The organism is Bacteroides congonensis, assembly GCF_900130125.1.
Taxonomy (GTDB): domain Bacteria; phylum Bacteroidota; class Bacteroidia; order Bacteroidales; family Bacteroidaceae; genus Bacteroides; species Bacteroides congonensis.
In genome coordinates, this window is sequence record NZ_FQXY01000007.1 from 409,078 (window position 1) to 423,676 (window position 14,599).

The 14,599-nt window shown below is 40.2% G+C and carries 15 protein-coding genes and 1 pseudogene; 11 read left to right on the forward strand and 5 right to left on the reverse strand.

All coding sequences use genetic code 11. The annotated features are described in order from the left end of the window. Positions 1-6 precede the first annotated feature (6 nt). From BQ7997_RS03075 to BQ7997_RS03105, 7 genes are all read left to right on the forward strand, one after another. The gene (locus BQ7997_RS03075; RefSeq protein ID WP_073343414.1) at positions 7-462 is read left to right on the forward strand and encodes a JAB domain-containing protein; all 456 of its coding nucleotides are present in this window, start codon (positions 7-9) and stop codon (positions 460-462) included. A 949-nt stretch (positions 463-1,411) separates the two neighbouring features. Next, positions 1,412-2,299, forward strand: coding sequence for a hypothetical protein (locus tag BQ7997_RS03080; protein WP_139260880.1), 888 nt, complete (start codon positions 1,412-1,414; stop codon positions 2,297-2,299). A 23-nt stretch (positions 2,300-2,322) separates the two neighbouring features. Further along, on the forward strand, positions 2,323-2,754 hold the full coding sequence (locus BQ7997_RS03085; protein ID WP_073343601.1) for a pepsin/retropepsin-like aspartic protease family protein: 432 nt from the start codon (positions 2,323-2,325) through the stop codon (positions 2,752-2,754). Further along, complete coding sequence (locus tag BQ7997_RS03090; RefSeq protein ID WP_139165025.1) at positions 2,741-3,268, forward strand: hypothetical protein; 528 nt, start codon at positions 2,741-2,743, stop codon at positions 3,266-3,268. Before BQ7997_RS03085 ends, BQ7997_RS03090 begins: the two co-directional genes overlap by 14 nt. A gap of 773 nt (positions 3,269-4,041) precedes the next feature. Continuing rightward, on the forward strand, positions 4,042-4,497 hold the full coding sequence (locus tag BQ7997_RS03095; protein WP_073343423.1) for a DUF3990 domain-containing protein: 456 nt from the start codon (positions 4,042-4,044) through the stop codon (positions 4,495-4,497). Next, on the forward strand, positions 4,494-4,952 hold the full coding sequence (locus tag BQ7997_RS03100) for a hypothetical protein (RefSeq protein WP_073343426.1): 459 nt from the start codon (positions 4,494-4,496) through the stop codon (positions 4,950-4,952). The genes BQ7997_RS03095 and BQ7997_RS03100 overlap by 4 nt, the downstream gene beginning before the upstream one ends. 107 nt (positions 4,953-5,059) lie before the next feature. Next, positions 5,060-5,293: a PspC domain-containing protein gene (locus tag BQ7997_RS03105; RefSeq protein ID WP_073343429.1), complete on the forward strand. Its 234-nt coding sequence runs from the start codon at positions 5,060-5,062 to the stop codon at positions 5,291-5,293. 78 nt (positions 5,294-5,371) lie between these two features. On the opposite strand, the gene BQ7997_RS03110 is transcribed toward BQ7997_RS03105, so the two are convergent. Beyond that, entirely contained in the window at positions 5,372-7,243 is a 1,872-nt protein-coding gene (locus BQ7997_RS03110) for a DNA polymerase III subunit gamma/tau (protein WP_073343431.1), read from the reverse strand. A 161-nt stretch (positions 7,244-7,404) separates the two neighbouring features. Between BQ7997_RS03110 and BQ7997_RS03115 the strand changes: the two genes are divergently transcribed. After that, complete coding sequence (locus BQ7997_RS03115) at positions 7,405-7,701, forward strand: FtsB family cell division protein (protein ID WP_044653844.1); 297 nt, start codon at positions 7,405-7,407, stop codon at positions 7,699-7,701. 3 nt (positions 7,702-7,704) lie between these two features. Next, on the forward strand, positions 7,705-8,046 hold the full coding sequence (locus BQ7997_RS03120) for a hypothetical protein (RefSeq protein WP_073343434.1): 342 nt from the start codon (positions 7,705-7,707) through the stop codon (positions 8,044-8,046). A 121-nt stretch (positions 8,047-8,167) separates the two neighbouring features. Here the strand turns inward: BQ7997_RS03120 and BQ7997_RS03125 are convergent, their stop codons facing one another. Continuing rightward, complete coding sequence (locus tag BQ7997_RS03125) at positions 8,168-8,770, reverse strand: OmpH/Skp family outer membrane protein (protein ID WP_022136760.1); 603 nt, start codon at positions 8,768-8,770, stop codon at positions 8,168-8,170. 27 nt (positions 8,771-8,797) lie between these two features. Then, a complete protein-coding gene (locus tag BQ7997_RS03130; protein ID WP_022136759.1) occupies positions 8,798-9,031 on the reverse strand; it encodes a hypothetical protein in 234 nt (77 codons plus the stop codon). A 134-nt stretch (positions 9,032-9,165) separates the two neighbouring features. On the opposite strand from BQ7997_RS03130, the gene BQ7997_RS03135 reads away from it, so the two are divergent. Together BQ7997_RS03135 and BQ7997_RS03140 are read left to right on the forward strand one after the other, a co-directional pair. Next, positions 9,166-10,626 carry an aminoacyl-histidine dipeptidase gene (locus BQ7997_RS03135; RefSeq protein WP_044653842.1) on the forward strand — a complete coding sequence of 487 codons (1,461 nt, stop codon included), beginning with the start codon at positions 9,166-9,168 and terminating at the stop codon, positions 10,624-10,626. Continuing rightward, on the forward strand, positions 10,607-11,755 hold the full coding sequence (locus BQ7997_RS03140; protein WP_073343437.1) for an endonuclease/exonuclease/phosphatase family protein: 1,149 nt from the start codon (positions 10,607-10,609) through the stop codon (positions 11,753-11,755). The genes BQ7997_RS03135 and BQ7997_RS03140 overlap by 20 nt, the downstream gene beginning before the upstream one ends. A 56-nt stretch (positions 11,756-11,811) precedes the next feature. On the opposite strand, the gene BQ7997_RS03145 is transcribed toward BQ7997_RS03140, so the two are convergent. Next, the gene (locus tag BQ7997_RS03145; RefSeq protein ID WP_073343605.1) at positions 11,812-12,843 is read right to left on the reverse strand and encodes a DUF7309 domain-containing protein; all 1,032 of its coding nucleotides are present in this window, start codon (positions 12,841-12,843) and stop codon (positions 11,812-11,814) included. 65 nt (positions 12,844-12,908) lie between these two features. Beyond that, positions 12,909-14,519 (reverse strand): annotated as a pseudogene (locus BQ7997_RS03150) (ATP-binding protein). Positions 14,520-14,599: the final 80 nt, after the last annotated feature.

Sequence of the window (14,599 nt, forward strand, 5' to 3'; positions counted from 1 at the left end):
CATCTTATGGATAATATAATGAATGTATCAGAGGTTCAATTGAGCTATAAAAGCAATGTCAAATCATCAACTAGATACAAGATAAATAGCTCACAGGATGCCTATGAACTATTGATAAAGTGCTTCCCTGATGATACAATAGGTTACAGGGAAAGCTTTAAAGTGGTACTACTTAATCAGTCTAACAGAGTACTGGGTATAGTACCTATTTCAGAAGGTGGAATCTCTGCTACTTATGTAGATGTAAGGCTGATATTACAAGCTGCCTTGCTGGCTAATGCAACACAGATAATATTGGCACATAATCACCCTTCTGGAAGCATGAAACCCAGTACTCTGGATGATGCTTTGACTGAAAAAGTAAGGAAGGTGGCTGAACTCATGGAAATTCATGTAGCAGACCATATAATCCTAAATCCAGAGAAGGAGTACTATTCCTATAATGATGAAGGTAGATTATAAATACTTAACCTTCTAAGGTCTACATTACCCTACCTTCTATTAAATCCATCCCCCTCTGCTATTATTATACCATTATGATGGGAAATTTTGAAAATCTCACTCTCTTACATGTTATATATACAAAGTAAGTGATGCAGAATAGCAAATCAGAGGATGGTTTAATAGAGGTTGACTGCCTCTTTTAATACAAGTTGATGATGTTTGATTATAGGATAGAGAGAAGTGCTGCTATAATTACTTAACCACTTGAGGTTCGGTGAAGTATGTAAACATGAATTATAGCAATAGTTAGTAAGTTAGACTAAATTAAATGTTGATTGAATTATGTGTGAGATTATCTTAATTCTGGTAGGGTTTGTCCTCACTAGTATGATACTTAAGGATTAAGAGGTTATATGCCTCTTACTATGTGATTTTATTGTTGTTGATAGCCCTAGTTCTGTAATGGACTGGGGCTTTAACTAGTGTATATATGACAGCATTAGATATGATATTACAGTGGTTCATATTAATAGCTACTGGTGCTCTATTTATCAATTGGGCATACAGAAAATGAATAATTAAGCCTACCTTTGTGCAATAAGGATATAAGCCTACACCTATGGTACTGATATGGCTTTAAACCTATTAAATTATGACTGTCAAATGATGAAGTATTACTGGAAAGTTCTATCTTTGCAGCAGTATTAATTAAATGACAACTAATGAAATAGAAGTTTAACAAGACATATTAGAAAAGAAGTGTTTGCTTCTTGCTTGATGTTATCAGAGAAATCGCCAATTTCAATCAGATATAACCATCAAAAGCAGGTTAGTGAATGCTCATACCTATATAGGTGTGGGCTTTCCTTGTTTGCATGGTTATAGGTGTTTGGCGATACCTTCTGATAAGCAATCAAGGTTAGGCTCACACCTTCTTTTTGTAGTATGGCTACAAAAGGAAATGATTATGGAATTACTTGAAGTGAAGAATGAATTATTAAACGATGGAACGAAATATACTGGTCCTCTTTTAATAGAGAACAAGTATAAACTACCTCATGGATATGGAAAGAAAGAATATCCTAGTTATTATGTCATAGGAAAGTTTGATAGGGGTACTTTAAATGGTCCTGCTTACATTAATCATCATCATTATATGATGACAAGTCAGATGAAGAACAATAGGGGGAATGGATGGGGAATGATGATAAATGGCGGAGTCTTAACATTTGGAGTATATAAAAGTAGCCAGTTGGTGCTTAATCTCACCAATTTTGTAGAATGGTATTTTGATAAGATATTAGAATCCAATTATCGAGATACTATGTTTCATTATTATCCAAAAACAGGTGAAATATTAATTGGGATTCCAAGTAGAAAATATGACGATACTATTTCTAGCAACTTCATGGGATTCCATTTTATGGATGATGGAAGTGTCTATGTTGGTACTACTGCTAACCTTAAAAAGACAGGTTCTTTAATAAAATTCAACAATAATGGATATATTGAGATTGGCAAATGGGTTGACGGAAATTTAATTGAAAAATTGTCTATTTCTGATATATTGGATTTATACTGGGGAATGGATGAAGATGATGCCTCCTTATTTGCAAGTCTCCTTCCTCCTAATATGAAACGTAGAAAGTATAGTAAAATAAGTATTGATTGCAATATAAACTATTTTCAGGCACAAGAGAATTTAGCTGATTCTGCATATCATTCAATTCTTAATAAGAAGAATACTCATAATGACTACAATGGCAGCTATGTTCAAGATGTTATGGGATATGATGACGCTACCATAAGTGACGCTTTTGAAGGAGACCCAGATGCTTACTGGAACATAGATTGATTACTAACTTTAATATATATAATATGGAATTTCCTTTATACTGGGGACTGCAAAAGACAGGTTTACCCCTTATTGTTGTTACTTGTACTGCTGATACAGGAACAACCAGAGAATTGTGCTTGTTAATTGATACAGGTTCTACCAACAACATATTGTTCAGCTTTGTATATGAGCATTTTCAGAAGAACTTCAAATCATTAGATAAGCAAGGTTCTATTATGGGGTTTGAAGGTCAGCAACATGAGACACCACAGATAGAAGCCACATTTGACTTTGAGGGGAAGAATTATACTTCAATTTTCTCTGTATTAGATGTATCTGATGGTATGAAACATGTACAAGAAGAATCTGGAGTACAGATACATGGGGTTTTAGGAATCCATTTTTTAGTGGATAACGAGTGGATTATTGACTTCAAACAACTTAACATTGCGGATGGTTATGAAAAAGTATAACATTATTTATCTTATAACATTAATCCTAACTCTCAACATAGGATGTACAGGAAAACAAAGAGCGGAGCAATCTAATAGTATTACAGTTGAGAATGGTACTGTTATTGAAAATGTTCTTACTGAAAAATTAGGTACAATAGTCAATACAAAATGGTCTACTTATAAATATAGGTCTCATTTTAAAGATATGGGTGCACAGGATAATAATATAGAAATGTACTCAAAGCTTATCAAAGATGAGTCAGGTAGCTATAATAATTTAGCTATTGATATATATGTTAAGAATGACTCTATTGTATGGCAAGGCTGTAGCATGCCTTTTGATTATGAAGAATTTATTAAATATGATAGTTTACTATTGGACTGTATTCCTAATAATGTAATTGGGGATTTCACTCCAGAAGATAAGTTTTGGAGTAGACAATACTTCTTTGATGAGTTTTATGTGCAAGTAGGTAGGATGAATACTAATTATTATGTGCATTATTATTCAAGGGCATTTAGAAAGTATTGATTCTTAAATTTAACACTAGTCCATTAGCTCAATACGGCACTATACCAAATCCAAAGCCTAACAAATGGTCTGGTATCCTGATGATAGCAGGTACAGCCTTACTAATCATCATCATGGTGGTACTGACAATCATTGCCAGTTCTCATATGTAGAAAGAAAAAGGCAAATGAAGTATTTCAAGTAAGTTACTTTGAATACTTGCAACCCTGACCTTATTAAAGCTCTGATAGGGTATTTACACTCATGCCTACTTATACCAAATGGACATCTATTGAATGACACTTTAAACTAATTAAGTTATGAAACAGAAGGAAGAAACTTAGCACAGTCCAAGTGCTATTGGTAGCATGATATTAGCATAATAGTAATGTAAGAAGAGTTCAACTACAACATAAAGTTAGAGATTGTTTGGAGAACCAAACATATTCACTATATTTGCATTAATAATTAAAATCAAAAGTAATGAAGAAAGCACCTTAGAGTTTAACAGTGATTAGCAGGTAAACCTGTTATACTGACACCATATAAAATGGTGGAGAAGCTAGCCAAATTAGTAGCAATACTATCATGTTGACTAATAGTTGACTAATGAGCTAGCAAGGAGATATTTAACTTGCTGACAGTTGAGACCACTATAAGGCTACTCGTTAAAGATTGTGGTTCTGAATGTCGCCGGTTCGAGTCCGGTCTTCCACCCAACAAAAAAAGAAAAATTATGCAAGCTTCGAGTAGTAATATTCGAGGCTTTTTTCTTATAAAAAGCTTCGAATATCATGACGATATACCACGGTACATATTGCGAAATCATTTTCCCGAAAATAATTGAAGGGAAATATACCAAAGATTTTGGTACAGGATTCTATTGTACTGTCTTAAAAGCACAAGCGGAAAGATGGGCGAAACGCTACGATACTCCTATTGTGTGTACCTATCAATACAAGCCGGATTTATCTCTCCGAATCCTCGAATTTAAAGAAATGACAGAAGAATGGCTGGATTTTATCGTATCTTGCCGCAAAGGAGAAAAGCATAATTATGATATTGTCATAGGCGCTATGGCAGACGATCAAATATATAACTACATCGCTGATTTTATCAATGGGGTTATTACCCGAAAACAATTTTGGGCATTAGCCGAATTTAAACATCCTACCCACCAAATAAACTTTTGCACCGACAAAGCTGTTGAATGTCTAACCTTTATAAAAAGTGAGGAGGTGACCAAATGATAAACGGAAGAGAAAAGACTGAATATAACAATTTATTTTTTGTATGTAGCCTGATAGAATACATAGCACGAAAAACAAAAAATTACCGTCGTGTGATAGTTAATGCAATCGGACAAGACGGATTACAGCACTTATATAATTTGGCTGACATTTATCACAGTGACAATATAGATAAAGTATCGGATGAGCTTATCGAGAAATATCATATTTCAGCTGGGTATTTTGATAATATAGCTCAGGCACAATACGCTATTCCTACTCACTGGGATATTGGAAAAGTATATCAACGACTCATTATTGATGTTTGCCAACATGAGAATAAAACTCCTATTCATGCATTAATAGAAGTATATAATTCATGGATAGCTGATAAAATAGACAATTATAATAGTAGCATGTATTACGAAAATCCGAGTTACCTGTATGCTTCCTATCAGAAGGGAGAAGCATTATAAAATCAAAGATATACGAACCATAAACTAAATCTTTCGGACAAAAGAACACAAGAACAAATATATTCTTTATATTTGTGCAACATTCGTACTCAAAATTATACTATAATATGGGAAACAACAAGAAACTAACCCGTTCTGCTAACCGGATGATTGCAGGAGTATGCGCCGGAATTGCAGAGTATTTCGGCTGGGATCCGACTTTATTGAGAATAGTATATATATTAGCTACATTCTTTACGGCTTTCGCTGGAGTAATCATCTATATCATTCTATGGATTATCATGCCGTCCAAAATGCCGTCAGACGGATATGAAGAACGTATGAATAACAGATTACATTAAAACAAGAGCCCCATTCGATTAGTTATTGTTTGGCATAAACTCGAATGGGGCTCTATTCTATATGGATTCTTTAAAAGACTAATACAATTCAAGTCCGAATTCCTCTTTCAGTTGCATCAAAGCCTGGTTCTTCTGTGCCATCATCTGGAACTTCTCTACACGTCCTACCGGACGTATATTTTCCGCCGCTTCACTAACCCGCACTTTCATCGCTACCTGACTATTCCTTAACCGGCCGCGAAGATACTCCTGCAATTCGGGAATCAGGGCGGTAAAGTCTTTCGCTGCCATCTCATTATCCACTACAACTTCAAAAGTCGTCGAGTTCTTGAACAGTGTCGGACGAAGCATCTGCATACGCTTCATCAGCGCATCCTGCTCTTTAGGCAATTGCGCCGCATATTCCTGCCAGTAATAGTTCAGGTCACGGTCATTGAATATCAAATCCTCTTCCGGCTGCATCTGCACTTTGGGAGCAGTGGCCGTAGCCGTATTCTGTGTTTCCTGCCCACGCTGCGGATTCTTGATGGACACGCCCAGACTGGACATCTTCATCACCGGAACTTTCCGTTGTTCTTCCCTCACTACCTGAGGAGCTCCCGCCCCCTGTGAAGGAGCAGAAGAAGTCGCATTCGGATAAGACGATGCAGGCTGTGCCGCCGCAGATGTCTGCGGTTGACGGACAGCAGTAACATTACCGGCAGCCTGAGTTGGAGTTGAAGACGGAGATGAATGAACAGGATTCTGCTGAGCTGAGGTTGCAGAAGCGACCTGCGGCTGCTGTGCTGCGGCAGGTTGGGCGAACACGGGTTTTATAGTCTTCTTAGGGCTACGCCCACCACTACCGTCATCCCCCTCGGTGGTAAGCTGTGCAACCTGTATCAAGGTCAGTTCTACCAGCAAACGCTTGTTCTTGCTGATGCGGTAATTCAAATCACATTCATTACAGAGCTTCATCGCCCGATACAGGAAAGGCAACGGACATTTCTGCGCCTGCTCCTGATAACGTTGGCGTATGCTCGCTCCTACTTCCAGCAAAGGCAAGGTCACCGCATCTTTGGCCACCAGTAAGTCACGGAAATGAGAGGACAAGCCGGTTATAAAGTGGCTTCCGTCAAAGCCTTTATTTAATATATCATTGAAAAGCAGCAACGCATCGCTTACCTTATTCTCAAGAAAGCAATCCGTCAGACGGAAATAATATTCGTAATCAAGTACATTCAGATTATCAATCACGCTCTTATACGTGATGTTTCCACCCGTAAAACTCACTACCTGGTCGAAGATAGACAGGGCATCACGCATACCACCGTCCGCTTTCAGCGCTATCACATTCAATGCTTCCGGCTCTGCGGTGATGGCTTCTTTCGAAGCGACATATGACAAATGATTCACCGTATCTTCCACACTAATCCGGTTGAAGTCGTAAATCTGGCAACGGGAAAGGATGGTGGGAAGAATCTTATGCTTCTCTGTTGTAGCCAAAATAAAGATAGCATGACGGGGCGGCTCTTCGAGTGTTTTCAAGAATGCGTTGAAAGCAGATGCGGAGAGCATATGCACCTCGTCGATGATATATACTTTATACTTGCCGATCTGGGGCGGAATGCGTACCTGTTCCACCAACTGGCGGATGTCGTCTACCGAGTTATTGGATGCGGCATCAAGTTCGTGGATATTGTACGAACGCTGTTCGTTGAACGCCACGCAAGATTCGCATTGATTGCAAGCCTCGCCATCGGCGGTGGGCGTCATACAGTTAATCGTTTTGGCAAAGATACGCGCGCAAGTAGTCTTTCCTACCCCACGCGGCCCGCAGAACAAATAAGCATGAGCGAGTTTTTGAGTGGCAATCGCATTTTTCAGCGTAGTGGTCAGTGCCCGCTGACCTACCACTGACTCGAACGTGGATGGTCGGTACTTACGGGCTGATACAATATAGTTTTCCATATCCGGGATTCTCTCTGTTTTTTGCTTTTGCTGCAAATGTACACAAAAAAGTGATAAGTAATAAGGGATAGAGAGAGAAGTTTTGAAGCCGAAGCGATAAGTTTTTAAGTTATTAGTTTTATCTTTGCGGATATTAATGCGAATATTAATAAGGAGAAGTTATGGGTAAACTAATCAGTATTTGGAATTTCATATGCAGACGCAAGTATCTTATTACGGTCGTTGCATTTGCTGTCATCATAGGTTTTCTGGACGAGAACAGTTTGGTTCGCCGTTTCGGATATGAGCGTGAAATCAGTCAATTGAAAGAAGAAATAGAAAAGTACCGGGCGGATTATGAAGAGAACACGAAACGTCTCAATGAAATAAGCACCAATCCGGATGCTATCGAGCAGATTGCCCGTGAGAAGTATCTGATGAAGAAACCCAACGAAGATATTTACGTTTTTGAAGAATAAAGAATGAAACAACTTGTACCCGCCCTTTTCGTCGTCGGAGCTGCCATGGCTCTTGCCGGAGCTGCTGTATTTATCACCGGATGGATATATGCTCCCTATATCTACACTATCGGAGCCGGATTCATCGCATTGGCACAGGTGAACACACCCGTCAAAGGGAAAAGCAAAACACTGAAACGCCTGCGCGTCCAGCAGATATTCGGAGCATTGGCCCTCATACTGACCGGGGCTTTCATGTTCACTACACGTGGCAATGAGTGGATTGCCTGTCTTACCATTGCCGCCATACTCGAACTTTATACCGCCTTCCGTATCCCGCAGGAAGAAGAAAAGGAAAGGACATAAAAAAAGCCCGCTCATAGCTTCACAGTCTTGAACAGGCACCAACACAAACAAAATTTTAAAATTCATGTTCCGTCCTTTCTCACAAAGCACGGAACATATCAATTATTATTATTTACAAATTTTATTTCTTTACCGGAGAATATCTTGCATTCAACCCGTCTACAATTTCTTTTGTAATGTTGAATGTGCTGTCAGCATAAAGCAGATTATCGAAACCTGTGTTGCTGAAGATTAAGCTATATCCGTGAGTCTTGTTATACTCCTTCAGGAAAGCATTGATAGAATCGCGGAACTGCAAGCTATTCTTGTTATTTTCTTCCATCAGACCATTCTGAAGTTTGTTGCTCAATTCCTGCAGGTCTTGTTCCAACTTCACCAGACGGTTGTATTCCTGCTGAGCTCTGTCTTGTGACAAGAATGCGTTATTCTCAACTTTCTTCTGGAAGTCTTGTTTTTCCTTATTCAGAGCGTTAGCCTTTTGGTTCAACGTCATGCGTACGTTTTCGCTCTTCTTTACCATTGCCTCATTCAAGTCAATACAGAAGTTGTATTTAGCAAGCAGCGAATCAATTTCAACATAGGCGATTTTCATTCCTGACAATTCGGCGTTAGACTGAGACGGAGCAGTAGTAGTTTGATTATCAGCTTTGCCGGCACATTGTGAAAATAAAACGATAAACGCAAGAGCAGCCAAACCATTCATGAGGTAGTTCATTCTATTCATAATCTATAAGTATTGTTTTTAAATAATTTAATTCATACTATCGTTCAAGGCTTTTTCCAACTCATCAATAGAAAAACGTGGTTTCTTTTGTGCTTCCCTATCCTGGGACTGCACACATCCGATACCTTTCTTACGCAACGTTTTGTTTCCGCTCACGTGACCATTAGGGAACTTCCCACCCTTCGTAAAGAATACTTTCACCCCTAATAATGCCAGGGAAATAGCAACTATTAACAAAGTTATCAGTATAGTCTCAACCATTTCTATTAATTTTGTGAGTGCAAAGATAGGCTTTAATGAGATATGAGTTCAGATAAGTCAATCAAATTAACCATATTTAGCAATAGAAGCGGACAAAACCACCCTTCTATTCCTTATTATAAAAAGAAAATAGCATGGAAAAAAAAGACTTAAAGCCGGCTGGCGTATTCAAGTATTTCGAAGAAATCTGCCAAGTGCCGCGCCCTTCAAAGAAGGAAGAGAAAATGATTGCCTATCTGAAGGCATTCGGAGCTAAACATAATCTTGAAACCAAGGTGGACGAAGCCGGCAACGTACTGATTAAAAAGCCCGCTACTCCGGGGAAAGAGAATCTGCAAACCGTCGTACTGCAATCGCATATCGACATGGTATGCGAAAAGAACAACGATGTTCAACACGACTTCCTCACCGACCCCATCGAAACTGAAATAGACGGAGAATGGCTGAAAGCCAAAGGAACGACTCTCGGAGCGGACAACGGTATCGGCGTGGCTACCGAACTGGCGATTCTTGCTGATGACAGCATCGAGCACGGCCCGTTGGAATGTCTGTTTACCGTGGATGAGGAAACGGGACTGACGGGTGCTTTTGCCTTGAAAGAGGGTTTCATGAGCGGTGATATTCTCCTGAACCTCGATTCTGAGGACGAAGGGGAAATCTTTATCGGATGTGCCGGTGGCATTGATTCCGTGGCACAGTTTACCTATAAGGAGATAGAGGTTCCTGCCGGATATTTCTTCTTCAAGGTGGAAGTGAAAGGATTGAAAGGCGGTCACTCCGGTGGTGATATTCACTTGGGACGGGGGAACGCGAACAAGATTCTGAATCGTTTCCTCACCCGTATAGCTGATAATCATGACTTGTATCTTTGTGAAATCAACGGCGGTAATCTACGTAACGCCATCCCTCGTGAAGCGTATGCTGTCTGCGCAGTGCCCGAAGACGCGAAACACGATATTCGTACCGAACTGAATATCTTTGCCAGTGAAATGGAAGATGAATTGTCCGTCGTAGAACCGGACTTGAAACTGGTTCTTGAATCGGAAACTCCCCGCAAGACTGCTGTCGACCAGAATACAACCGACCGTCTGCTGAAGGCTCTGTATGCCGCTCCTCATGGTGTATATGCTATGAGTCAGGATATTCCGGGACTGGTGGAAACGTCTACAAACCTTGCATCCGTGAAAATGAAACCGGAGAATGTTATCCGCATCGAAACCAGCCAGCGCAGTTCCATTTTGTCTGCCCGCAATGATATGGCGAATACCGTACGTGCCGTATTCCGGTTGGCAGGAGCGGATGTAACCTTTGGTGAAGGTTATCCGGGATGGAAACCGAATCCACATTCGGCTATCCTCGAAGTGGCTGCCGAATCTTACAAGCGTTTATTCGGTGTGGACGCCAAAGTGAAAGCTATCCATGCAGGACTGGAATGCGGCTTGTTCCTTGATAAATATCCGGCATTGGATATGATTTCTTTCGGCCCGACCCTGACTGGTGTACACTCTCCCGATGAACGGATGCTTATTCCTACCGTAGATAAGTTCTGGAAGCACTTACTGGATATTCTGGTACATGTTCCTGCCAAGAAATAACAGACAAACTAGTCAACGAATCAAGAGTTATGGTAATAGCGAAAAAAGAGTAGCTATTACCATACTCTTTTTTGTTATGAGCTTATTGGGCATCAGCTTTCTTACTCCTTCTTATATTATAGCACAAGATCTTCATTACAAGCAAGATTCTCTCTCCCAAGAAAAAGTCCCTTTTCGCATCGTAAGCTGGAATATAGAAAACCTGTTCGACACTCATCACGACAGCCTGAAGAATGACCGCGAATTTCTTCCTGACGCAATGCGCCACTGGAATTACAGTAGATACAAAAAGAAGCTGGCTGATATTGCACGTGTCATCACGGCAGTCGGTGAATGGAATCCGCCCGTCCTCGTAGGTCTTTGTGAAGTAGAAAATGATACGGTACTGCGTGACCTCACCCACCGCTCTCCTTTAAAAGAACTTGGTTACCGTTATGTCATGACGAGCTCTCCCGATTTAAGAGGTATTGACGTAGCTCTGCTTTATCAACGGGATTTATTCAAATTATTATCTTCCCGTTCTATCTCCATTCCTCCTTTCAACCAACATCGTCCGACAAGAGATTTATTGCACGTCAGCGGTTTATTACTGACAGGAGATACGCTGGATGTATTTGTCTGTCATCTCCCAAGTCGTTCGGGCGGAGCGAAAGAGTCCGAACCTTACCGGCTTCATGCTGCTCAAATTCTACGAACGGAAGCGGATAGTATTCTGTACAAACGGCTTCATCCACAAGTTATCATTATGGGAGATTTTAATGACTATCCGACTAATAAATCTATTCAGGAGGTACTGGAAGCGGAAGCACCATCCCCTACCTTATCTCCATTGAAACTCTATCATCTACTCGCTCGAAAAGCCAAATCCAAAGATTTCGGTTCTTATAAATATCGAGGCGAATGGGGATTGCTCGACCACTTGATTGTATCCGGTGCTTTGTTGAATCAATCCGGTAAGTTCTTCACCAGTGAGGAAAAAGCAAATGTCTGCCTGCTCCCCTTTTTACTAATTGAGGATAAGAAATACGGTGGTAGAGAGCCTTTCCGCACTTATAAGGGGATGAAGTATCAAGGCGGCATCAGCGACCATTTGCCTATTTACACTGATTTCGAACTGATTTTATATTAACTGGAACTAAAAATAATTTAAATTAGGACATTTATCTGATATCTCATATACATAAATCACTCCAACATATAAGACAAAAGAAAAGAGCAAGCGTCATCCAACTCTTGCAAATGAGACTTCTGTTCTATAGCAATAGCACATTTCTTACAAAAATCATCAAGTAATCTTTTTGTCTGCTCATCGGTGACGACAATTTTAGCGGGATATACATTGGCAGAACACAGGATATTAGCAAATTCAGTCAACATATTTTCCGGTTTCTGTCCAAATTCCTCCATTCCAGTTACAGGAAGTAGCATTTCACTATTTTCATCAACACACAACAGAATAGTAGGAAAATAAGGAACTTCATTTGTTTCCGATTGAACGGAAACGGGAAGATGGACGAGACGACATTGAAGTATATCCAATTTTCTTAAGCCTTTTACTTTACGCGCCAGAACGTCATTGTCAAAGATCGGCATAGGATAAACGTCTTGGCAGAAAGCCGGCAACTTCGTTAAACTCCATTCGTAAGTCCCATCAGGCTGTGGAACAAGATACGGCACTGTCTTTCCTCCCTCCAGAGTTGGATATTTACCTGACACATCAAAACCCAACTCTCCAAAACTATGGGTCTTCATCATCTTCGACACATCAAGCGAAGCTGATAAAGCCTCGGTTATCGCTTGCGCATCCTGTTCGCTTGTGATACCCCACGGCATTTTGTAAGGGCTATAGCGAACAAAATCAGGCCATCCATTGGAACGACGAATCTTCAACCCATGTGATTCAGCATAAGCCTTGATGATTTCTTTACTATGAGACATGATACCGCTGGCATTCGCAAAGTCACAATTGATGCAATTAAAAGTCACTATTACTTCATGGGCAGCCATAACATCCAAATCTCCCATCTCAATTGTTTTCAGATAAGTAGAAAAGCCGGAATCCCCGATATATAGGGCGAGAGCATTATGCTCGCCCGCATTACCCATAACACAGCAGTAACCTATCTCACCTGTAGAAAGACGAACCGCAAAAACATCAGAATCTGTGAGTTCCTTCCACAAATTCGTTTCTCTGTAGCGAAAGGCTACTGAAAGCATAGAGTCATTTAATATCATATTTTATCATTTTGTATTTTTCTATGAAGTTCATAATTTAACTTTTGTCATGCGATGGAAATTTCCTCCCAGTCTTCTACTGTCCGTGTGACGGATGAGAAGTTCACTCCGATACAAACCACCTTTCGCTTGTCTGCCAGATAAGGCTTGGCGTAGCCGGTCTTCTCTATTTGTTCCTAAGCTTCCTGTGCCGTTCCGTCCATTTTGAATTCAAAGATATAGACGTAATCTTCCATTTCCAGCGTACAGTCCACCCGTCCGTAACTTTGGCGGTCTTCACAATGGATAGCAGTGCAATATACACCTATCAGTCGAAGCAATAGATAAAAAGTGTATTGAAAATGCTTTTCTGTAATATCTATATCTTTCAACGAACCGTGTGAGTCATAGGGAATACTTGCCAAAAAAGAGGTGAGCGAACGGCGGAACGCATTTGTATCCCCCTGTTCAAGATCCATTACGGCATCTGTTATCCAACTCGTCACTTCCTTACTCTTCGGTTTCATATAGTTGGCTGCTAATACAGACAAGAATCCTTTTCGTACCTCATTATTCGGGAAGTCGAGCAGATAAGTTCCCATTCTTTTATTATATTCCTTGATAGTAAGGTATCCACTTTGAAAAATCATAGGTAGGGGTTGTTCTACATCTGCCTTATAATCCACAAACATGGTCGGATCGTAAAATTTTCCTGTTAATTCATTCATCTGTTCACGGCTGTGTTGTAGCAAACGCACCAGATAGGTCGGAGTACCGGTAGCAAACCAATAGTCGCGGATTTCATTCATATCAAAAGTATTGAGTAAGCTGAACGGGTTATAAATGTCTGCCATATTCGTACTGAAATGATAGCCATCATACTGTCGTTTCAACCAATCCCTCATTTCTTCCACCGTACATTCATATTTAGTTGCCAACCGCGATATAGGTTCTTCGAAATATTTCTCCAATTCTTCCTGAGTAATTCCGCATAGTGATTCATAGCGTTCATCCATGCTAATGTCTTTTGGTTGGTTGAAACCGCTGAACACACTTACTTGCGAGAATTTCGTAACTCCCGTCAACAGTACGAATTTCAGATATTCGTCAGCTCCCTTAAAAGTGGAATAAAAAGATTTCAGAATTTCCCTGTGATGGTCTTCGAGCAGTAGTTTCTCTCCTACATGATTGCAGGTGTAAGTTCCGGTATCCAACACATCGAGAATGGGTTTATCATATTCATCAATCAATACAACAGCACGCTGTCCTGTCTGTTCATAGGCACGACGCAGTAATTCCTTGAATCGGTCACTTGTGGTAGTATAGTTCAGATTCTTACCATAGATATCTTCCCAATTGCCCAAATACCCTTCGATGGTTGCTTCGAGCACTCCCGGCTGGGTATATGGCCCACCGTTAAAGTCTATGCGGAAAATAGGATATTGTAACCAGTCTTTTTCAAGGTCGGCGATTGCCAATCCGTCAAAAAGCTCTTTCCGTCCTTGAAAATAACAAGCAAGTGTACTCACCAACAGGCTCTTCCCAAAACGACGGGGACGACTCAAGAAATAAATTGAACCCATTTGTACAAGATTGTAAACCAATGCAGTCTTGTCTATGTACACGAAACCGTCTTTACGAATGCGGTCAAAGCTCTGTATTCCAATAGGGTATTTCATCTTTTTATCGGCTTTTTATAAATCAATAGACGAAGATACGCGAAAGCGGACATAAATGCAAACAAATTCGGATATTATCA